Below are 21,243 nucleotides of genomic sequence, written 5' to 3' on the forward strand. Positions count from 1 at the left end.
GCTCGGGACGTCGCTCAGCGCGGCGACTGGTCGCGGGGGCGGATGACAATCCGGTCCAGGCTGACGTGCGAGGGCCGGGACGCGACGAAGCCGATCACCTCGGCCACATCGTCGGCGGTCAGCGGCGTCATCTGGGCGTACACCGCGTCGGCGCGTTCGGCGTCGCCGTCGAAACGCACCAGCGAGAACTCCGTCTCCACCGCACCCGGCGCGATCTCGGTCATCCGCACCGGCTGCCCCAGCAGTTCCTTGCGCAGCGTTTGGTGCAGCGCGGCTTCGGCGTGCTTGGCCGAGGTGTAGCCGGCGCCGCCGACGTAGGTCTCGAACGCCGCTACCGACGTGACCGTGACGATCAGGCCGTCGCCGGAGGCGATCAGTGCCGGCAGCAGGGCCCGGGTGACCCGCACCGTACCCAGCACATTGGTCTCCCACATCCAGCGCCAGTGCTCCAGATCCGCCTCGGCGACCGGTTCCAGGCCCCAGGCGCCGCCGGCGTTGTTCACCAGCACCGACAGCCGGCCGCCGAGATCGGCCACGACCGCCGCCAGCGCCGCCACGTCGTCGCCGTCTGTGATGTCCGCCACAACCGCGGTGCCGTCGATCTGCTCGGCGAGCCGTCTGATGCGGTCTTCGCGACGGGCCGCAACGATGACGTGAAATCCTTGCTGGACCAGGGTTTTCGCGGTTGCCTCGCCGATCCCGGAACTGGCCCCGGTGACGACGGCGACGGGTTTGTCGGTGTTGCGGCTGCTCACCGAAAACATGTTAGTCAGCGTGCTAAATTCTCACCCATGTTCACCGGACACCCTGCCGCGGCGCACGCCGGCATGTGTTGTTGTCCGGGTTTCTGCTGCGCCTGATCCTTTTCTCAGTCGGCGCGGCCCGTTTTCCTCCGCTCCGACTTCCCGTTAAGGACACCAGCCGTGCGCACCGCCTCCGTTTCCGTTCTCCCCACCCCCGTTCCCCCTGTCGCCCGCGCCCACACCGCGCGCACCGACGCCCCGCGGCCACGTCCGCTGCGGCGCAATCACATCGTCACGCCGTCGCTGCAGGTCGCCGAATCGGCTGCGGCCGGAGTCTTCGGCGCGGTCCGCGTCCACGGCCCGATCGCCCGTGACACCATCGCCCGGTACACCTCGCTGTCCATCGCCACGGTCAACCGCCAGGTATCCGCGCTGCTGGACGCCGATCTGTTGCGCGAACGCGCCGACCTGGCCGCCGCCGGTGCGGTCGGGCGCCCGCGGATACCGGTCGAGGTCAACCACGAGCCCTACCTGACCCTGGGCATCCACATCGGCGCGCGGTCGACCAGCATCGTCGCCACCGATCTGCTGGGCCGGGCGCTGGACACCGTGGAGACCCCCACCCCGCGCGGGGGGCAGCAGGCCGCGCTGGCCGCACTGGCCGGCAGCGCCGCGCGGTACCTGAGTCGCTGGCACCGTCGGCGCACTCTGGCGGTCGGGGTGACGATCGGCGGCGTCGTCAACAGCGCCACCGGCCACGTCGATCACCACCGGCTGGGCTGGTCGGCGGCCCCGGTCGGTCCGGTGCTGGCCGAGGCGTTGGGGCTGCCGGTGTCGGTGGCCGCCCACGTGGATGCGATGGCCGGCGCCGAGCTGCTGCTGGCCGCGCGCGGCCGGGGAGCCGGCAATGCCAGCCGGCTGTACGTCTACGCCCGGGAAACCGTCGGCTACGCGCTGGTCATCGACGGCCGGGTGCACAGCCCGGCCAGCGGCCCGGGCACCATCGCCGCGTTGCCGGCGCACTCGGAGTTGCTCGGCGGATCCGGGGCACTGGAATCCACCGTGAGCGATGAGGCGGTGCTGGCAGCGGCCCGTCGGGCCGGTGTGCTGCCCGACGGCGGCGCCCCGGGCACGGCGATGTCGGCGCTGCTGGCGGCGGCGCGGGCCGGTAACCCGGCGGCGCGACAGTTGCTCGCCGAACGGGCCCGGGTGCTCGGTGAGTCCGTCGCGCTGCTGCGTGACCTGCTCAATCCCGACGAGCTCGTGGTCGGCGGTCAGGCCTTCACCGACTACCCGGAGGCCATGGAGGTGCTGCAGGCCGCCTACGCCGAGCGCAGCGTGCTGGCGCCGCGGTCCATCCGGGTGACCAGCTTCGGTGGTCGGGTGCAGGAGGCGGGCGCCGGGGTCGTTGCCCTCGCGGCGTTGTACGCCGACCCGATCAAGGCGTTGCGTCGCGCCGGGTAGGTCCTGGCAGGTGAGGTGAACCTTGGCAGGCTGGGCGGCCGTGCAAGTATGGAAGTGTGCGCGTCGCCGTTCTGTCCGTCCACACCTCGCCGCTGGCTCAGCCGGGCAACGGGGACGCCGGCGGGCTGAACGTCTACGTCCTGCAGAGTGCCCTGCATCTGGCGCGCCGCGGTGTCGCGGTCGACATCTTCACCCGTGCCACCAGCTCGACGGACGCACCGGTGGTCACCGTGGCGCCGGGGGTGACGGTGCGCAACGTGGTCGCCGGCCCGTTCGAGGGCCTGGACAAATACGACCTGCCGACCCAGCTGTGCGCGTTCACCGCCGGGGTGCTGCGCGCCGAGGCCGGCCACGATCCGGGCCACTACGACGTCGTGCATTCGCACTACTGGCTCTCCGGTCAGGTGGGTTGGTTGGCCGCCGACCGCTGGGGGGTGCCGCTGGTGCACACCGCGCACACCCTGGCCGCGGTGAAGAACGCCGCACTGGCCGACGGTGACAGCCCGGAGCCGCCGCTGCGCGCGGTCGGTGAGCAGCAGGTGGTCGACGCCGCGGACCGGCTGATCGTCAACACCAAAACTGAGTCGGCCGAACTGGTTTCGCTGCACGGTGCTTTTCCGGACCGGATCGACGTCGTGCATCCCGGGGTGGATCTGGAATTGTTCACCCCCGGCGACCGGGCGGCGGCCCGTGCCGGTTTCGGGTTGCCCGGCGGGCCGTTGGTGGCGTTCGTCGGCCGGATCCAGCCGCTCAAGGCTCCCGACGTGCTGCTGCGGGCTGTTGCGCTGTTGCGTGACCGGCTGGCCGTGCAGGTGGTGATCGCCGGTGGCCCTTCGGGTTCCGGCCTGGCCTCGCCCGACGGGCTGAGCAGGCTGGCCGCCGATCTGGGTATCGCCGACGCCGTGCACTTCCTGCCGCCGCAATCCCGGGAGAGCCTGGTCCGGCTCTACCGGGCGGCCGACCTTGTTGCGGTGCCGAGCTATTCGGAGTCGTTCGGTCTGGTGGCGGTGGAGGCGCAGGCATGCGGCACCCCGGTGGTCGCGGCCAGCGTCGGCGGGCTTCCGGTCGCGGTCGACGACGGGTCCACCGGCGTACTGATCGACGGCCACGACCCGACGGTCTGGGCGGACGCGTTGGCCGACCTGCTTACCGGTGATCGGCTGGATGCGTTGCGGTGCAACACAGTTGCGCACGCTCGGGGATTCTCCTGGGAGCGGACCGCCGACGCGCTGCAGCAGTCCTACCGGCGTGCGATCGCCGACTACTCCCGGGTGCGGGTGCCCGCCCGGGATGCCGCCGCGCGCCGGGCGAGCCGGCGCTGGAACATGCGCAGGGGAGTGCGGGCATGGGCGACCTGAAGACGACGATCACCGACGCGCTCGATGAGCGCGAGCTGACCTACAGCGAGTTCCCGGGCGCGCACGGCGGATTGCCGGGACTGGTGGTGGAGCTGCCCGGCGAACGCAAGCTCAAGACCAACACCCTGGTGCAGATCGGCGAGCATTCGGTGCGGGTGGAGGCGTTCGTCTGCCGGCGGCCCGACGAGAACTTCGAGGGCGTGTATCGCTTTCTGCTCAAGCGCAATCGGCGGCTCTACGGCGTCGCCTACACGCTGGACAATGTCGGCGACATCTACCTGATCGGCCGGATGGCCGCCGAATCGGTGACCGCCGACGAGATCGACCGGGTGCTCGGACAGGTGCTCGAAGCCGTCGACTCGGATTTCAACACCCTGCTCGAACTCGGCTTCGCCGACTCCATCCGCAAGGAGTGGGCGTGGCGGGTCGAGCGCGGGGAGTCCCTGAAGAACCTTGAGGCCTTCGAGCATCTGTTTGACGAATAGCGTTCTGCTACAACAGGGTTGACGACGGCTGCTGGGCCAGGGTGATCACCGTTGTGGTGTACTCGTACACCGGTTCGCTGTTGGTGCCGATGTTGTTTTTGGTGGTCACCAGGACCGTCCCGTCGTCGCCGGGCTGCCAATGGTCAATGACGCCCGAGAGCCCGATCACCGAAGGCGCGGTGTCGCGCGGGCGCAGGACCGTCACCAGGGTGGAGACGTGATACGCACCGTCGGTCTCACTCAGCACCGACGAATCGACCATCACCGTGCCGTCGTCCAACACCAATGCCTGGAGCGGAACCCCGTCGACAGGATCCAGGGTCAATGGTTCGCTGCCGGGTCGCAGCACTGTGACATGGGTGGCGGTATGGGTCGCATAGATGTTTGAACCGGTCACGGTGGCCCCGACGATCGTGCCCTCGTCGCCGACACTCACGACCATCGGGAACCCCTCCAGTGGGCCGATGGTGCTCGTCATGATGCCGTCGCGGTTGAATACCCGGATTGTCGCGACCGCGTCGGCCGGCGTATTCGCCCCGGTGTGGCTGACGAGCATGATGGAGCCGTCGCTGAGCACCTGCGTGCGCAACGGGAAACCGTCGACGGCATCGGCCACGGTGACCGGGGTGCTCGAGCCGGGCCGCAGCACGGTGATGGTGGTGGTGCCGAGGCCGTCGTCGTTGCTGCCAGTGGCGGTGGTGAGTACCACGGTGCCGTCGGGTTGCAGGGCCGGCGGGGTGTCGGTGCCGGAATAGTAGGGCGGCTTCCCGGCGATCTTGTGCGCGATGACGATGGGCGCGTTGTCGCCGGGGCGCAGCACCGTGCTGGTGGTCTGATATCCGTCGGTGTCGTTGCCGGTGAACGTCGTCAGCAGCACCGTCCCGTCGTGGCCGTATTCGGCTTCGATGGGCAAACTGCGATGCGTGTCCTTGACTGTGTTGCCGGGGCTGGACAGGGTGGTCGCGGTGGTCTCACCTGGGCGTAGCACGGTCAGCTTGGTGGTGAAGTCGGGTTGATCGATGGTTCCGGTGTGGGTGATGACAACGATGGTGCCGTCAGCGAGGACATACGGATCTCGGGGCGCATACGGCGCATAGTTGATCGGATACCTGGCGTTTCCGGTGACGGTGCCGGCCGTGGCGAATGTGTTGTCGGTGCCGAGCACCGTGACGGTGGTGTGGCTTTGATCGCGATCGGCGGCTTCCGCGGTGCTGACCTGCACGATCGACCCGTCGGCCCGCAGGATGGTGGACACCGGGCTGCCGGAGATGGGGCTGCTACCGGCAACCTGGGTCAGCGCGGTGTGCCCGGTATTGGCTGTCAGCACGCGGATGTCGGTGCTGTGCGAATCGTCGTCGGAATGCGTGTCGGTGGTGAGCACCACCGAGCCGTCGCCGCGCAGCACGGTATTAGCCGGGGCGCCGGTGATCGTCCCCGAACTGATCGGATCGTGGCCCGGAGCCACCAGGATCACCGTGCTGTTCGGGTCGGAGTATCCGGCATATGTCGCCAACGTGACGGTGGCGGAATTGCCGTTGCGCGTCACCCCCGGCGGGTCCCGGAAGATGGCCGTGGTTTCCGTGGCCCGGGAGGCGGTAAGGCCGGTGCCGGCGTCGTCGGGCCGCAGCGCGGTGACCCGCATGGTGGACGAGGTCGAGGTATAGCCGGTGCTGAGGTGGTCGATGCTGTTGGTCAGCACCACCACGGTGCCGTCGTCGAGCACCACCGGGTTGCCGAGATACGCGCCGTCGATCTCCCGGCTGACCATGAAGCCTGACGCGCCGGGCTGCAGTACGGCGACGGTGCTGTGGTAGCCGGTTGCAGCGGTTCCGGTCATGTCGCTCGCAAGGACGGTTCCGTCGTCGGCAACGGAGATCGTGCCGGACACCGACCGCACAGTGTTGGTGGTGCTTCCGTCGGGGGCGATCATCATGATGTCGTGCATTGGATGCCCACCGACGGTCCCCCGGTCGGTGATGACGACGATCTGTCCACCATGCCGCACCGCGTCATAGCTGCTGTACGCGAGCCCGTCGGTGGTTGCCGACACCACATCGGCCGTGCCCGCGGGCAGCACCGTCGCGGTGGTTTGGTAGTCGCTGTAGTCGGTCCCGGTGTGGGTGACGAGCATGATCGTGCCGTCGTCGTAGACCTTCGGAGAGAGTGCTCCGCTGCCGGTGATCGGGCTCAGCGCGCTGATGTGGTTCTGCGTGTCCAGGATCGTGACGGTGCTGACGTCGGTGACGTCGTCGGCCACCGGTGAACCTTCGCGGGTGATGAAGACGATGCTGCCGTCGGGCCGCACGATCGGGTCGCGGGTGCTGCCGGACACTCCGTCCACGACGGTGTGGGCCGTCCCGTCCGGGTGCACCACCGTCACGGTGGTCGTGTATCCGTCGGTGTCGTTACCGGAGATGCTGGTCAGCACCCTGCTGCCGTCAGAGCGGGTGATCTCGTGGGGGCTGCCGACGCCACCGGCGGTTGAACTGCCGGTGGCAGCGGCCCCGGTCGGGCTGATCGGCACGGCGACGTTGACCAGGTGGGGAACGTCGTCGGCGCCGGTGGCGACCACGGTGAAGGTATCGGTGTGCTGTCCAGGATGGGAGTAGGCGTCCAGCCGGGCGAGTGGGTCGGGGGTGTAACGGAAGGTGCCGTCGTCGCTGACGGTGACGGTTCCGTGCTGCGGGCCCGAACCGGGTGCGTAGGTCACGTCGGTCGCGCCGACGGGCACCCAGTCGACGGTTCCGGTGACCGCGCCGTCGCCGATCGTGTCGACCGTGAGGTCGGAGGGCTGGTACAGGCGCTGATCGGCGCTGACGACGACGGTCTGGCTGCCGGTGTGCCCGGGGCTGCCGATGAGGCCGAAGCTTAGTGTGTTGATCAGCCCGGCGATGCCGTGGATGTGCCAACCGGAGGATTCGTCGGTGGTGGTGACCATGAAGGTGTCGTCGGAGATGGCGGCGCTGCCGTCCCAGCCGGCAGCCGCGGTGTAGGTCGCGCTGGCGTCGGCGTCGACGACGAGCGTGCCGCCCTTGCTCCCGGTGTATGTCCCGGGTTGATAGGTGACGGTGTCTCCGTCCGGGTCGGTGGCGCCGGTCAGCGTGAACGTCTGTGTGTTGCCGTCGACCAGGCTGACCGTCTGGGTCTTCGGCACGGACGTCGGCGCCTTGTTGTCGAACAGCGCGCTGAACTGACGGCGGACGAATTCGAGGATGCCCGACGTCAGCGGGTTGTCGGCCGGGGCGATGGGCGCGTTGGAATTGCCGCTCGTGGTGCGCAGTCCGAGCGCCGACAGCACCGTGGAGAGGATGCCGGGCGACGGAGGCGCGGCCATGGTGGTGACGCCCTGTGCCCACGCCGGTGCCGTGCGGAACGTGGCGGCTTCGCCGGGCTGGGTAAACGCGGCGGTGGCGAACGGCCGCTGGGATGGCTCGGCGGGAACGGAGACCGAGTGCGCGGTCGCGTCTGCACCGAGCTGACTCAGACGGTCGAGGACACGGCGCCCGACGGCGTCCGGCGCGGTCGTGAGCCGGGAGGCCGGGGCATCCGGGAGGCTCTGGCCTCGTCCGCGGTTGTTCCCGAAATCGGCTGCGGGCATGTGGGTTTGCGGATCATTCGATGGGCCTGAGTCGGTTACCGAGGCCGAAGTGACCGCCGGTGTCTGACCACCGGCGGCCCGGTCGGCCGCGCTGTCGTTCCCCGCCGTGTCTGTCACCGCGGTGACGCGCTCCCGCAACCGCTGCGCCAATCGGGTGAGCGGTCGCTTCGGTCCGGGCCTCGGCGATTCCGCGGCGGTGGCCTCGGATGGCCGGTGGGTAGTCGGCTTTGGGAGGTGCGGCGGCGAGCCGTCCGGGCCCTCTCCCGGACGGTCGTCGTCGCCCGGATCGTGACCCTGACCGACCGGGCTGTGACTCGGGCCGGTCGCATCGCGGCCGGCACCAGTCTGCTCGCCGGACCCGCTCTGGCCGCCACCGCGCGACGAACGGAGGTCATGGTGCGGTCGGCTCGGCTGCGCGCCGCCCGCGGATGTTCCGCCGGTCTCGTCGGCGTAGGCGACGGCCGTGCCGTGGGCGACGGCCGTGCCGATTCCCAACGCCACCGCCAGCGCCCCGACCCGGCCGATGTACTGCGCGTGGTGCTGGCTGATCGGAGCGTGCCGAGCGCTCATGACGTCCCCCCCGTGTTCGTACGCGAACCTGTCCCTACAACGCTAGGAACCTAGGGGGTTCAGCGATACAGGGATATCCCTGGAATGAATCCCCTATCGAAACAGAGGTAGCGGCTACTTGTTCGCTGTGAATCGGTGCCGGGCCGGTGGGTCCACGGTTTCCCGGTTGACTGCCGCTCCGGTGTCGGCGACGCGCAGGAATACCGCCCCGCATGCGAGAATCGGCGCCATGGGAACCTCCACGTTGGTGCTGCTCCGTCACGGCGAGAGCGAATGGAATGCGCTGAACCAGTTCACCGGCTGGGTGGACGTCCACCTCACCGAGAAGGGGCGCGGCGAGGCGATCCGCGGCGGGGAGTTGCTGGCCGAGGAGGGCCTGCTGCCCGACGTGGTCTACACCTCGCTGCTGCGCCGCGCCATCACCACCGCCAACCTGAGCCTGGACGCCGCCGACCGGCACTGGATCCCGGTGCACCGGGACTGGCGCCTGAACGAGCGGCACTACGGCGCCCTGCAGGGCCTGGACAAGGCCGCCACCAAGGCCAAGTACGGCGAGGAGCAGTTCATGGCCTGGCGCCGGTCCTACGACACCCCGCCGCCGCCCATCGAGCGCGGCAGCGAATACAGCCAGGACGCCGACCCGCGGTACGCCGAGATCGGCGGCGGTCCGCTGACCGAGTGTCTGGCCGATGTGGTGGCCCGGCTGGTGCCCTACTACGAGGAGACCATCGCCGAGGACCTGCGCGCCGGCAAGACTGTGCTGGTGGTGGCCCACGGAAACTCGCTGCGGGCGCTGGTGAAGTACCTCGACGAAATGTCCGAGGCCGATATCACCGGGCTGAACATCCCCACCGGTATCCCGCTGCGCTACGACCTCGACGAGAACCTCAAGCCGCTGACCCCGGGTGGGGTGTACCTGGACCCCGAGGCCGCCGCCGCCGGTGCCGCCGCAGTCGCCAACCAGGGCAGCAAGTAGTCGCCAACCGGGGCAGCAGGTAACCAGACGCCGAACGCCCGGTGAACCTGGGTTAACGGCGGCCCAACGGTGTCCCCGGAGGGTGTGACGTTAACCGGAAATGGCTGCTTGACGCTGGGATGCCGTTCATCGAAGCCGTACCATTCGGCACGTGAGTGTGATGGCGGCGATGCTGGCCGCCGGAGTCGCCGTGCCGGCCGGCGCGGTTATCGGAGCGGTCGTGTCGCCACGGTGGCAGCGCCGCCGCCAGGTCGTAGCTGCGCAACAGTCCGGCATCACGGTCTCGCAGATGTTGGCCCACATCGTCGCGCAGGCACCGATGGGCGTCGTCGTCGTCGATCGGCACCGCGACGTCGTGTATCTCAACCACCGCGCCGCTGAACTGGGCCTGGTGCGGGAGCGGCTGCTCGACGAGCGGGTGTGGCAGGTGGCGGCGCGCACCCTGGCCACCGGTCGCGACGGTGAAGTGGAGCTGTCCGCCCAGCGGGGCAGCCCGGGCCGGGTAGGCCTGTCGGTGCGCGCCCAGGTCCGGTTGCTGACCGCCGACGACGGGCGATTCGCCGTCATCTACGCCGACGACCAGTCCGAGCAGGCCCGGATGGAGGCCACCCGCCGCGACTTCGTCGCCAACGTCAGCCACGAGCTCAAGACGCCGGTCGGTGCGATGGGCGTGCTGGCCGAAGCACTGCTGGAATCCGCCGACGACCCGGACACCGTGCACCGGTTCGGCACGAAGGTGCTCGCCGAATCGAACCGGCTGGCCAACATGGTCGGCGAACTCATCGAGCTGTCCCGGCTGCAAGGCGCCGAGCCGCTGCCCGACCTCGGCGAGGTCGACGTCGACGTCGTCGTCGCCGAGGCCATCTCCCGCAACAAGGTCGCCGCCGACAACGCCGCCATCTCCGTCGTCACCGACGCGGCCAGCGGTTTCCGGGTGCTCGGCGATCAGGCGCTGCTGGTCACCGCCATCGCCAACCTCATCTCCAACGCCATCGCCTACTCGCCGCAGGGATCGATGGTGTCGATCAGCCGTCGGCGCAGCGGCGAGGACATCCTGATCGCGGTCACCGATCGAGGTATCGGGATCGCGCGCGACGACCAGGAACGCGTCTTCGAGCGGTTCTTCCGGGTCGACCAGGCGCGGTCCCGCGCGACCGGCGGCACCGGCCTGGGGCTCGCGATCGTCAAGCACGTCGCCGCCAATCACAACGGTTCGATTCGCCTGTGGAGTCAGCTCGGTACCGGCTCCACCTTCACCCTGTCGGTTCCGGTGTGGGCCGAAGACCCCGAGGAAGAGGACGTTTAACAAGATGACCACTGTGCTCATTGTCGAAGACGAAGAGTCTCTGGCCGATCCACTGGCATTCCTGTTGCGCAAGGAGGGATTCGAGGCGACCGTCGTCACCGACGGCCCGTCCGCGCTGGCGGAGTTCGACCGCTCCGGCGCCGACATCGTCCTGCTGGACCTGATGCTGCCCGGCATGAGCGGCACCGATGTGTGCAAGCAACTGCGGGCCCGCTCGGCAGTGCCGGTGATCATGGTCACCGCCCGCGACAGCGAGATCGACAAGGTCGTCGGGCTGGAACTCGGCGCCGACGACTACGTGACCAAGCCGTACTCGGCGCGCGAGCTGATCGCCCGGATCCGCGCGGTGCTGCGCCGCGGCGGCGACTCCGACGGACTCGGCACCGGTGACGGTGTGCTGGAGGCCGGCCCGGTGCGGATGGACGTGGAGCGTCACGTCGTCAGCGTCAACGGCGAGCAGATCACCTTGCCGCTCAAGGAATTCGACCTGCTGGAGTACCTGATGCGCAACAGCGGCCGGGTGCTGACTCGCGGCCAGCTGATCGACCGAGTGTGGGGCGCGGACTACGTCGGCGACACCAAGACCCTCGACGTGCACGTCAAGCGGCTGCGCTCGAAGATCGAGGCCGACCCGGCCAACCCGGTGCACCTGGTCACCGTCCGCGGCCTTGGGTACAAGTTGGAGGGCTGACGACGATCAAGCGGCGAGGCGCCCGACGACGATCAAGCGGCGAGGCGCCCGACGACGATCAAGCGGCGAGGAACGAGCCGCGATGAGGAGTCGGGCGGTGGTTCCGAGCCGCGATGAGGAGTCAGCCCCATCAGCAGGGCTGACGACGATCTACCCCTGCTCCTGCGCGCACCGCGTGGCCGGGTGGACGGCGATCAGGCCCAGCTGGCCGCGGCGCCGGCACAGCGCGGCCAATTCCGCGTAGGCGTTGGCGCCGATCAGCTCGGTCAGCTCGGGAGCGTAGGACTCGTACACCGGCCGCGCCCCGGTGTGGGTGGCCGGATCGCCGGTGCAGTACCAGTGCAGGTCGGCCCCGCCGCTGCCCCAGCCCCGCCGGTCGTACTCGGTGATGGTGGTCTTGAGGATTTCCACCCCGTCGGGTCGGGTCACCCATTCCTGGCTGCGCCGCACCGGTAGCTGCCAGCACACCTCGGGCTTCATGGTCCACGGTTCGACGCCCAGCGACATGGCCTTGGCGTGCAGGGCGCAGCCGATCGGCCCGTCGAATCCGGGGCGGTTCAGGAAGATGCACGCGCCCTTGTACTTGCGGGTCCGCAGCTGCGGTTCACCGTCGTACTCGTCGGATTCCAGATAGCCCTTGCGGCCCAGGCCCCGGTCGCGGTACTGCCAGTCGGCATCGGTCAGCGTCTTGACGACGTCGTCGAGATGGGCGCGGTCGTCGTCGTCGGACAGGAACGCGCCGTGGCTGCAGCAGCCGTCGTCGGGACGGCCCTCGACGGTGCCCTGGCAGGCGGGGGTGCCGAACGCGCAACTCCACCGCGACAGCAGCCAGGTCAGGTCCGCCACGATCAAGTGTTCGGCGTTGTCCGGATCGTTGAACTCCACCCACTCGCGGGGGAAATCGAGCCCGACTTCGTCGGGGTGTTCGGGCGACCGCGGAATCACGGCCACCACGGTAGTGCACCGCGCCGACGGCCGAACTCGCGCGCGCGGGCTAATTTTTCTGCGCCCCGGCCGAGACGGGACCGCGGGTAGCGGACTAGGTTGTCTGGGTGCGATTGGGCGTGCTCGACGTGGGCAGCAACACGGTTCATCTGCTGGTGGTTGATGCCCGTCGGGGTGGTCACCCGACGCCGATGAGCTCGACGAAGTCCGCCTTGCGACTGGCCGAGGCCATTGACGATTCCGGCAAACTGACCCGCAAGGGCGCCGACAAGCTGATCGCGACGGTCGACGAATTCGCCAAGATCGCAGTCAGTTCGGGGTGCGCGGAACTTATGGCGTTCGCCACATCGGCGGTACGCGATGCCACCAACTCCGAGGACGTGCTGGCCCGGGTGGTCAACGAGACCGGCGTGAACCTGCAGGTGCTGGCCGGCCACGACGAGTCCCGGCTCACCTTCCTGGCGGTGCGCCGCTGGTACGGCTGGAGCGCGGGCCGGATCATCAACGTCGACATCGGCGGTGGGTCGCTGGAACTGTCCAACGGGGTCGACGAGGAACCCGAGGTGGCGCTGTCGTTGCCGCTGGGAGCGGGCCGATTGACTCGGGAGTGGCTGGCCGAGGATCCACCGGGTCGCCGCCGTGTCGGAATGCTGCGCGACTGGCTGGACACCGAGCTTGCCGACGCGGCCAAGACCGTGCTGGCGGCCGGCACCCCGGATCTGGCGGTCGCCTCATCGAAGACCTTCCGTTCGCTGGCCCGGCTCACCGGCGCGGCGCCCTCGGGTGCCGGACCGCGGGTGAAGCGGACCTTGACGGCCAACGGTCTCAGACAGCTCATAGCCTTCATCTCTAGGATGACCACGGCTGATCGTGCCGAGTTGGAGGGAGTGAGCGCCGAGCGCGCGCCGCAGATCGTTGCGGGTGCGCTGGTGGCGGAGGCGAGTATGCGTGCGTTGTCGATCGAGACCGTCGATATCTGTCCGTGGGCGCTGCGTGAGGGCTTGATTCTGCGCAAGCTCGACAGCGAGGCTGACGGAACCGCATTGGTGGAGACCCCGGTGGGGGATGCTGGACGGAGAGCCGCCGGTTCGCGTCCCGGGGGCGCGAGAGGCGGAAAGCGATGAGTGGCGCAGACGAGACGAGCACCCGACCGATCTCGGTCGCCGAACTGCTGGCCAAGAACGGCACCATCGGGTCGCCCCCGGTCGGCGGCCGTCGTCGCCGGCGCCGCGGCAACGCGGATGCGGTGACCGTCGCCGAGCTGACCGGTGAGATCCCGATCATCCGGACCGGCGAGATGCCGGTGGTCACCGAGGATGATCTGAAGGCCGCCGACGCCGCCGAGACCGAGGCCGCCGAGACCGAGGCCGCCGCAATCGAAGCCCCAGAAGCCGAAGCCCCCGAGGTCGAGGCCCCGGCAGCACCGGAAGAGACCCCCGCCGCGTCGGAAGAACCCGCCGCCACGGCGGAGCCGACCGCCGAGGAGCCCGCCGAACAGCCCGAGTCGCTGTCCGAGCTGCCCCCCGCGCGGGCACACACCCCGTCGCCGCGGCGCGGCCGCGAAGCCCGACCCGAGCGCAGCCGGGATCCGCGCCCGGTGCGCCGCAGCATCCGCCCGCTCGCCAATGCGGCGGCGCCGGCCGCCGTCGAGGTGGTTACCGAGACCGAGACCGCCGTCGCCGCCGTCGGCGAGACCGCCGACGCCGAGCTGATGAGCCCGGACCTGATCGACGACGCCGACTTCGCGGCGGAATTCGAAAGCGATGCCGACGACGCCCTGTTCGGCGGCGACAGCGTCGTCGACGAGTTGGCGCGGCGCCGGTCGGAGCCGCTGGCGCTGCTTAATCCCGGCCCCGCGGCCGTCAGCGAGGAAACCGAGGAGCACGCCGGGGCGGTCGAGGACACGCCGGACGAGGACGACGAGGACTACGACGACGAGCCGCTGACCCGCGGTCAGCAGATCCTGCGTGGCTCGGTGATCGCCTTCCAGTCGATTTTCGCCGTCGCGTTCGGCGCCGGCCTGTTCCTGGCCTTCGACCAGCTGTGGCAGTGGAACAACATCATTGCGCTGGTGCTGTCGGTGCTGGTCATCCTGGGCTTGGTGGTCGGCGTCCGGGTGGTGCGCAAGACCGAGGACATCGCCAGCACGCTGATCGCGGTGGTGGTCGGTGCCATGGTGACCCTCGGCCCGCTGGCACTGCAGCATTCGAGCTGACCGGCAACCCGACGTGCGCCCCGCGATCAAGGTCGGCCTGTCGACCGCCTCGGTGTACCCGTTGCGCGCCGAGGCCGCCTTCGAATACGCCGCCCGGCTCGGCTACGACGGCGTCGAGCTGATGGTTTGGGCCGAATCGGTCAGTCAGGACATCGACGCGGTGGCCCGACTGTCGGCCAAGTATTCGGTCCCGGTGCTGTCCGTGCACGCGCCGTGCCTGCTGATCTCCCAGCGGGTCTGGGGTGCCAATCCGATCGCCAAGCTGGAACGCAGCGTCCGCGCGGCCGAACATCTGGGCGCCGAAACCGTGGTGGTGCACCCGCCGTTCCGCTGGCAGCGCCGCTACGCCGCGGGGTTCTCCGAGCAGGTCGCTGAGCTGGAGTCGAACAGTCACGTGCTGGTGGCGGTGGAGAACATGTTCCCGTTCCGCACCGATCGGTTCTTCGGCACCGGGGCACCGTCGATCGAGCGGATGCGCCGCCGCGGTGGGCTCCCCGGGCCCGGCATTTCGGCGTTCGCGCCGTCCTACGACCCGCTCGACGGCAACCACGCGCACTACACGCTGGATCTGTCGCACACCGCGACGGCCGGGACCGACGCCCTGGAGATGGCCGCCCGGATGGGCGACGGCCTGGTGCACCTGCATCTGTGCGACGGCAACGGTGCGGCCGCCGACGAGCACCTGGTGCCCGGCCGCGGCACCCAGCCCACCGCCCAGGTGTGCCAGAACCTGGCGGCCAGCGATTTCAGCGGGCACGTCGTGCTCGAGGTCACCACCTCGTCGGCGCGTGACGACGCCGAGCGCACCGCGCTGCTGGCCGAATCGCTGCAGTTCGCCAGGACCCATCTGCTGCGCTGATCAACAGCCGCTAGGGTCGGTCAAATGGCGAGAATCGCAATCATCGGTGGCGGCAACATGGGCGAGGCACTGTTGGCGGGGCTGCTGCGCAGCGGCCGCCAGGTGAAGGACCTGGTGGTCGCCGAGCGGGCGCCGGCCCGCACCGAACACCTGTCGCAGACCTACGGCGTGCAGGTGACCGGCTCGATCACCGACGCCGCCGCGCACGCCGACTACGTGGTGGTGGCGGTCAAACCCGCCGATGTCACCGCGGCGGTGAACGCCATCGCCGAGGCCGCCGCGATCGCCGAGGACAGCAGCACCGAGCAGGTCTTCGTGACGGTGGCCGCGGGTGTGGGTACCGGATTCTTCGAGTCCAAGTTGCCGGCCGGATCCGCTGTGGTCCGGGCGATGCCCAATACCCCGGCGCTGGTCGGCGCCGGGGTCACCGCGGTGGCGCGCGGGCGCTTCACCACCGATGAGCAGCTTTCCGCGGCCGCCGGGTTGTTCGAGGCCGTGGGGGAGGTGTTGACGGTCTCAGAGGCGCAACTGGACGCCGTTACGGCCGTCTCAGGGTCGGGCCCGGCCTACTTCTTCCTGATGGTGGAGGCGTTGGTGGATGCGGGTGTGGCGGCCGGCCTGGCCCGGGCGGTGGCCACCGATCTGGCCGTTCAGACCATGGCTGGGTCGGCCGCGATGATGCTGGACCGGATGGACGGTGAGCGCGGCGGTGCGGACGGCACCCGGCCGTCCGGCGTCGACACCACCGCCGCGCAGCTGCGCGCCATGGTTACCTCGCCGGGGGGTACCACCGCCGCCGGCCTGCGGGAACTGGAACGCGGAGGTTTGCGGGCGGCCGTCGCCGCTGCGGTCGAAGCCGCAAAAACGCGGTCTGAGCAGCTCGGAATCACATCGGAGTAGTTCTAAAATTTTCAACGGATTACCCCACACCCGTCGCAGTAACCCCACCTGTCCCGCTATTCTCCTCGTGTAAGCACGCGTCGTACCAACGGTGGGGAAGCCGCTGGAACTGGCCGTGCCTGAAGGAATGGGTTGCGATGACGGCTATGAACGGACCATCCGGAAGCGGCAAAGGTGCACGTGAGGGAGCTGGCGACGCCCAGCCCGGCGCGACGCAATTTCTCACCGTCGCCGAGGTCGCCGCACTGATGCGGGTGTCCAAGATGACGGTGTACCGCCTGGTGCACAACGGCGAGCTGCAGGCCGTTCGCGTCGGCCGGTCCTTCCGGGTGCACGCCAAGGCCGTTCACGACATGCTGGAGAACTCCTACTTCGACGCCGGATAGCCTCCGCGCATCGTTTCGGTTCCCGGCGGCCCGGCCTTGGGCTTCCGGCCCCGGCCTCCGGCTTTCGGCGTCCCCAGTGCAACCTGTGGATAACCCGCCTGGCGCCCTGATTTCGCCCGGATTCCACGCCACCGCTGCACCTAACTGGTTCGTCAACGTATGCGGCGGGGTTGATGTACCAGTTGCGAACGCGGGCGTCTGCCGCGGTCTCTGGTGACCTGGGGTTTTGTCGTCGGTGATCGGCGCGGTGTGCACACAACTGGTTCGTCAAGTGTGCGGCGCGGTTGGCGTACCAGTTATGTGCACCGGCGTTCCGCCGCGCAAATGGTCGGATCCGGCCAGCGCTGGCTCCGCAAGCTCCGCCCGCTCGGCCTACACCTCCGAAGGCACTCGATGCGCTCGCGCCAACTCCGCCTACGTTCGCCGGACCGCCCGCTTTCCCGTTGCGCCCGGTCTTTCGGTAAGGTAGCCGGGTTGTGTCAGGAGCGGCGTCTCGCGCCGCGTGCGTAGTCAGCGGAGTCCATGGGTTCAGTCATCAAGAAGCGGCGTAAGCGGATGTCGAAGAAGAAGCATCGCAAACTGCTCCGTCGCACCCGGGTGCAGCGCAGAAAACTCGGCAAGTAGCGCGCGCTGTGCCGCCGCGCGGCGTGCCCGGTCGGTAGCCTGTCGGGATGGATTCCGGACGGGGTGGCGACGGCGCCGAGCAGACGGGCGCCGACGGACCGAAGGTGGTACTGGTCACCGGGGCCTGCCGATTCCTCGGGGGCTACCTGACCGCGCGGCTGGCACAGAACCCGGCGATCAAGCAGGTCATCGCGGTTGACGCGGTGGCGCCGACCAAGGATATGCAGCGCCGGATGGGCCGGGCCGAATTCGTTCGGGCCGACATCCGGAATCCGTTCATCGCCAAGGTTATTCGCAACGGCGATGTCGACACCGTGGTGCACGCCGCGGCGGCGTCCTACGTTCCCCGATCCGGGGGCCGGGCCACGTTGAAGGAACTCAACGTGATGGGCGCCATGCAGTTGTTCGCGGCCTGCCAGAAGGCGCCGCTGGTACGACGGGTGATCCTCAAGTCCACCTCCGAGATCTACGGCTCCAGCGCCTACGACCCGGTGATGTTCACCGAGGACAGCAGTGCCCGCCGGCCACCCGGCGAGGGCTTCGCCCGCGACAGCATCGACATCGAGAGCTACGCCCGCGGGCTCGGCCGCCGTCGTCCCGACATCGCGGTGACCATCCTGCGGCTGGCCAACATGATCGGTCCGGCGATGGACACCGCACTGTCGCGGTACCTGGCCGGGCCGGTGGTGCCGACGGTCGCCGGGCGTGACGCCCGGTTGCAGCTGTTGCATGAGCAGGATGCGCTCGGGGCGCTGGAGCACGCCACGGTGGCCGGCCGTTCCGGCACCTTCAACATCGGGGCCAAGGGCATCATCATGATGTCGCAGGCGGTTCGGCGGTCCGGCCGGCTCGCGCTGCCGCTGCCGACGCTGGGGGTGCGGCTGATGGACTCGGTGGTGCGGGCCACCGGCAGCGGGGAGATCACTCGCGATCAACTTGATTACATGACTTTCGGCCGGGTGATGGACACCACCCGGATGCGCAATGAGCTGGGGTTCGAGCCAAAATGGAGCACCCTGGAGGCGTTCGACGACTACGTTCGCGGGCGGGGTTTGACTGCCATCTTCGACCCGCGGTGGGTACTCTCTTTGGAAGACCGCGCGGTTGCATTGGCGCAACGTTGGGGGAACTGAGCGTGCGGTCGGATTCAGCCGCTGTCGAGTTCGGCGCAGATAGAAGTCGGCGTTACCGGTCGATGCAGGGGAGAAGGTGAATCATGGCAACTGAGTCCGAAGCGAATGTCATTCCGCTGTATAGCAATTCGAGTCGCGTGTCGGCCGCGAGGCGCAATGCGCTGCGGGCCGAGGCGGCCCGTCGGCACCCGTCTCTGCTGTCAGATCCCGACCAGCGCACCGCCGAGGAACTCGCCGCCGTCGTGCACGAGTTCGACGCCTCCCGCACCGGCGGCGTCGACGCCCCCAATGAACTCGCCCAGCGGATCGCCTCGGTCGCGGACTTCCTGCGCAAGCGGCTGACCGGCGACTACGTCGTCGACGATTTCGGCTTCGACCGCCATCTCAACGAGGGTGTCTTCCTGCCGGCGCTGCGGGTGCTGTTCAACTCGTGGTTCCGGGTGTCGGTCACCGGGATCGAGAACCTGCCGATCGAGGGCGCCGGACTGGTGGTGGCCAACCACGCGGGCGTGCTGCCGCTGGACGGCCTGATGGCCTCGGTCGCCGTGCACGACCATCACCCGACGCATCGGGATCTGCGGCTGCTGGCCGCCGACCTGGTGTTCGACATGCCGGTGCTGGGTCAGGCGGCCCGCAAGGCCGGCCACACCATGGCCTGTACCGCCGACGCGAACCGGTTGCTGGACTCCGGCGAGCTGACCGCCGTGTTCCCGGAGGGCTACAAGGGCCTGGGTAAGCACTACCGCGACCGGTACAAGCTGCAGCGGTTCGGCCGCGGCGGCTTCGTGTCGGCCGCACTGCGCACCAAGGCGCCGATCATCCCGTGCTCGATCGTCGGGTCCGAGGAGATCTACCCGATGATCGCCGACGTCAAGCTGCTGGCCCGGCTGCTGGGTCTGCCGTACTTCCCGGTGACGCCGCTGTTCCCGCTGGCCGGACCGGCCGGGCTGATCCCGCTGCCGTCCAAGTGGCACATCGCCTTCGGTGCCCCGATCGAAACCGCCGACTACGACGAGTCCGCCGCCGACGATCCGATGGTCACCTTCGAACTGACCGACCAGGTCCGCGAGACCATCCAGCAGACGCTATATCAGCTGCTGGGTATGCGCAGCAACACGTTCCTGGGCTGAGCCCGGAGCCGGGCTGCTACAGCCCCAGCCGGGCGGCGATGGCGGCGACCTGCTCGTTGGCCTCGGTGTCGCTGTTGGCCTCGCCGATCATGGTGACGATGCTGGTGATGACGGGTTCGCCCGCGTCGTCGGTGACCTCCGAGCGCAGTTCGACGATCACCGTGCCGTGCGACTCGATCATCGAATCCAGGTACGAGTCGAAGTAGAGCTTGTCGCCGCTGACCAGCGGACGGTGGAACCGGAATTTCTGGTCCCGGTGGATCACCCGGGCCAGGTTGATGCCGACGTCGAAACGCTTGAACATGTCCAGCTGCACCCGGCGCCCGGCGACCGCCACGAAGGTCAGCGACGCCAGCACGGCATCGTGGCCGAGCTCGGCCGCCGCGGCGGCCTGGAAGTGCGCGGGGTGGTCGTCCTGGACCGCGCGGGCGTACTCGCCGACCTTCTGGCGCCCGACCTGGAAATAGTCGGGGTAGCGGTAGTGGGTACCGATGATCTCGTCAGCAATGCTCATGGCAGGTTTCGTCCCCTAGAAGGCAAGTACTACTCGGCGGCGCAGTTTATCAAGACGCGGCCCGGTCACCGGCGGTCGTTGCGCCGCGACGCCAGCGCCGCGAGCACACCACCGGCCGCGCCGAGCGCCAGCGCCGAGGGCACCCCGATCCGGGCGGCCTTGCGCGCGGTGCGGAAATCGCGCACCTCCCAGCCCCGGGCCCGGGCGTATTCCCGCAGGTCACCGTCGGGATTGATGGCGACGGCGGTACCGACCAGGTTGAGCATCGGCACGTCGTTGTAGCTGTCGGAGTAGGCCGTGCAGCGGCGCAGGTTGAGCCCTTCGCGAATGGCCAGCGCCCGAACCGCGTGCGCCTTGCCCGGGCCGTGCAGGATCTCGCCGACCAGTCGGCCGGTGAACACGCCGTCGACGGATTCGGCGACGGTGCCCAGCGCCCCGGTCAGGCCGAGGCGGCGCGCGATGATCTCGGCCAGCTCATACGGCGTGGCGGTGACCAGCCACACCTGCTGGCCGGCGTCGAGGTGCATCTGCGCCATCGCCCGGGTGCCGGACCAGATCTTGTCCGCGATGATCTCGTCGTAGATCTGCTCGCCGGCCTCGGTGAGCTCGGACGTCGGGCGTCCCTCGATGAACGCCAGCGCCTTGCGGCGTCCCTCGGCGACGTCGTCGCTGTTCTCCCGGCCGGTCAGCTGGAACTTGGCCTGGGCGAAGACGAACTTCGCCACGTCGGCGTAGGTGAAGTACTTGCGCGCGGCCAGCCCGCGGGCGAAATGCACCAGCGACGATCCCTGGACCAGGGTGTTGTCGACGTCGAAGAACGCCGCCGCGGTCAGGTCCGACGGCGACGGGATCGCCGGGTCGGCCCGCAGATCGGCCACGGCACGTTCGGCGCTGGCATCGCCGGCCTCTGCCGCTTCGAAGTCGTCGGGCATTGCTCCCCCTGATCAAAGGCGCTCGGACCACAACCTTAGCGAAATGTCAGAATGCTGCAGATGCGCCGAGCCGAAGTCCAGCTGCTGACCCGGGCCGGGTGCGGACACTGCGTCCGGGCCGGCGAACAGTTGACCGCGCTGGCCGACGAGCTCGGGTTCGACCTGGCGATCGTCGACGTCGACGCGGCCGCGGCGGCCGGGAACTCCGCGCTGCGCGCCGAGTACGGCGACCGGCTGCCGGTGGTGCTGCTCGACGGCGCCGAACACAGCTACTGGGAGGTCGACGAACCCCGGTTGCGGGCCGATCTCGGATAATTTGGCGGGCCGGACGGTGAACGTCTACCTTGGAATGAGTTTTCTTCTCGGGATTTTGGCCGGTGAGGGCAAGGGAGCGGGCACGGTGATGGCCTCCAG

General features: G+C 69.2%; 20 protein-coding genes. 15 read left to right on the forward strand and 5 right to left on the reverse strand.

Annotated elements, in window-relative coordinates; all coding sequences use genetic code 11:
• Positions 1-14: 14 nt before the first annotated feature.
• Positions 15-755, reverse strand: coding sequence for an SDR family oxidoreductase (locus tag G6N16_RS05430; protein ID WP_083031534.1), 741 nt, complete (start codon positions 753-755; stop codon positions 15-17).
• Between the two features lie 168 nt (positions 756-923).
• Between G6N16_RS05430 and G6N16_RS05435 the strand changes: the two genes are divergently transcribed.
• Genes G6N16_RS05435 through G6N16_RS05445 form a run of 3 tightly spaced genes read left to right on the forward strand, consistent with a single transcriptional unit; the run spans position 924 to position 4,050 of the window.
• Complete coding sequence (locus tag G6N16_RS05435) at positions 924-2,207, forward strand: ROK family protein (protein ID WP_083031518.1); 1,284 nt, start codon at positions 924-926, stop codon at positions 2,205-2,207.
• A gap of 56 nt (positions 2,208-2,263) precedes the next feature.
• Positions 2,264-3,565 (forward strand): D-inositol-3-phosphate glycosyltransferase, encoded by a 1,302-nt coding sequence (mshA, locus tag G6N16_RS05440; protein WP_083031516.1) that lies wholly within the window; start codon positions 2,264-2,266, stop codon positions 3,563-3,565.
• Positions 3,553-4,050, forward strand: coding sequence for a type III secretion system chaperone family protein (locus G6N16_RS05445; RefSeq protein ID WP_083031515.1), 498 nt, complete (start codon positions 3,553-3,555; stop codon positions 4,048-4,050). Before mshA ends, G6N16_RS05445 begins: the two co-directional genes overlap by 13 nt.
• 7 nt (positions 4,051-4,057) lie before the next feature.
• On the opposite strand, the gene G6N16_RS05450 is transcribed toward G6N16_RS05445, so the two are convergent.
• Positions 4,058-8,218, reverse strand: a complete 4,161-nt coding sequence (locus G6N16_RS05450) for an Ig-like domain-containing protein (RefSeq protein WP_083031513.1) — start codon at positions 8,216-8,218, stop codon at positions 4,058-4,060.
• Positions 8,219-8,447: 229 nt separating this feature from the next.
• Here G6N16_RS05450 and G6N16_RS05455 point away from each other — a divergent pair, with 229 nt between their 5' ends.
• The 3 genes from G6N16_RS05455 to regX all read left to right on the forward strand — a co-directional run bounded on the left by G6N16_RS05455 (position 8,448) and on the right by regX (position 11,191).
• Complete coding sequence (locus G6N16_RS05455; protein WP_083031512.1) at positions 8,448-9,194, forward strand: phosphoglyceromutase; 747 nt, start codon at positions 8,448-8,450, stop codon at positions 9,192-9,194.
• A 151-nt stretch (positions 9,195-9,345) separates the two neighbouring features.
• A complete protein-coding gene (locus G6N16_RS05460) occupies positions 9,346-10,500 on the forward strand; it encodes a sensor histidine kinase (protein WP_083031510.1) in 1,155 nt (384 codons plus the stop codon).
• Positions 10,501-10,504: 4 nt separating this feature from the next.
• A complete protein-coding gene (gene regX / locus G6N16_RS05465; protein WP_083031509.1) occupies positions 10,505-11,191 on the forward strand; it encodes a two-component sensory transduction protein RegX in 687 nt (228 codons plus the stop codon).
• A 150-nt stretch (positions 11,192-11,341) separates the two neighbouring features.
• On the opposite strand, the gene G6N16_RS05470 is transcribed toward regX, so the two are convergent.
• Positions 11,342-12,136 carry a DUF3109 family protein gene (locus tag G6N16_RS05470; protein WP_234805883.1) on the reverse strand — a complete coding sequence of 265 codons (795 nt, stop codon included), beginning with the start codon at positions 12,134-12,136 and terminating at the stop codon, positions 11,342-11,344.
• Positions 12,137-12,243: 107 nt separating this feature from the next.
• Between G6N16_RS05470 and G6N16_RS05475 the strand changes: the two genes are divergently transcribed.
• From G6N16_RS05475 to G6N16_RS05510, 8 genes are all read left to right on the forward strand, one after another.
• Positions 12,244-13,260 (forward strand): Ppx/GppA family phosphatase, encoded by a 1,017-nt coding sequence (locus G6N16_RS05475; protein WP_083031507.1) that lies wholly within the window; start codon positions 12,244-12,246, stop codon positions 13,258-13,260.
• A complete protein-coding gene (locus G6N16_RS05480; RefSeq protein WP_083031506.1) occupies positions 13,257-14,351 on the forward strand; it encodes an Rv0497 family membrane protein in 1,095 nt (364 codons plus the stop codon). Before G6N16_RS05475 ends, G6N16_RS05480 begins: the two co-directional genes overlap by 4 nt.
• Before the next feature lie 13 nt (positions 14,352-14,364).
• Positions 14,365-15,210 (forward strand): sugar phosphate isomerase/epimerase family protein, encoded by an 846-nt coding sequence (locus tag G6N16_RS05485; protein WP_083031504.1) that lies wholly within the window; start codon positions 14,365-14,367, stop codon positions 15,208-15,210.
• 24 nt (positions 15,211-15,234) lie between these two features.
• Positions 15,235-16,110: a pyrroline-5-carboxylate reductase gene (gene proC / locus G6N16_RS05490; RefSeq protein ID WP_083031503.1), complete on the forward strand. Its 876-nt coding sequence runs from the start codon at positions 15,235-15,237 to the stop codon at positions 16,108-16,110.
• Between the two features lie 137 nt (positions 16,111-16,247).
• A complete protein-coding gene (locus G6N16_RS05495) occupies positions 16,248-16,496 on the forward strand; it encodes a helix-turn-helix domain-containing protein (RefSeq protein ID WP_083031501.1) in 249 nt (82 codons plus the stop codon).
• Positions 16,497-17,018: 522 nt separating this feature from the next.
• Positions 17,019-17,120 carry a 30S ribosomal protein bS22 gene (locus G6N16_RS05500; protein WP_003402602.1) on the forward strand — a complete coding sequence of 34 codons (102 nt, stop codon included), beginning with the start codon at positions 17,019-17,021 and terminating at the stop codon, positions 17,118-17,120.
• A 47-nt stretch (positions 17,121-17,167) separates the two neighbouring features.
• Entirely contained in the window at positions 17,168-18,253 is a 1,086-nt protein-coding gene (locus G6N16_RS05505) for an SDR family oxidoreductase (protein WP_083031500.1), read from the forward strand.
• A gap of 83 nt (positions 18,254-18,336) precedes the next feature.
• Positions 18,337-19,383, forward strand: coding sequence for a lysophospholipid acyltransferase family protein (locus G6N16_RS05510; RefSeq protein ID WP_083031498.1), 1,047 nt, complete (start codon positions 18,337-18,339; stop codon positions 19,381-19,383).
• Between the two features lie 16 nt (positions 19,384-19,399).
• Here G6N16_RS05510 and G6N16_RS05515 read toward each other — a convergent pair whose 3' ends face one another.
• On the reverse strand, positions 19,400-19,897 hold the full coding sequence (locus G6N16_RS05515; RefSeq protein WP_083031497.1) for an FAS1-like dehydratase domain-containing protein: 498 nt from the start codon (positions 19,895-19,897) through the stop codon (positions 19,400-19,402).
• A gap of 65 nt (positions 19,898-19,962) precedes the next feature.
• On the reverse strand, positions 19,963-20,829 hold the full coding sequence (locus G6N16_RS05520; RefSeq protein ID WP_083031495.1) for an HAD family hydrolase: 867 nt from the start codon (positions 20,827-20,829) through the stop codon (positions 19,963-19,965).
• Between the two features lie 60 nt (positions 20,830-20,889).
• Between G6N16_RS05520 and G6N16_RS05525 the strand changes: the two genes are divergently transcribed.
• Positions 20,890-21,144, forward strand: coding sequence for a glutaredoxin family protein (locus tag G6N16_RS05525; protein WP_083031531.1), 255 nt, complete (start codon positions 20,890-20,892; stop codon positions 21,142-21,144).
• Positions 21,145-21,243: the final 99 nt, after the last annotated feature.

Origin of the sequence: Mycolicibacterium insubricum, assembly GCF_010731615.1 — a bacterium.
GTDB lineage: Bacteria > Actinomycetota > Actinomycetes > Mycobacteriales > Mycobacteriaceae > Mycobacterium > Mycobacterium insubricum.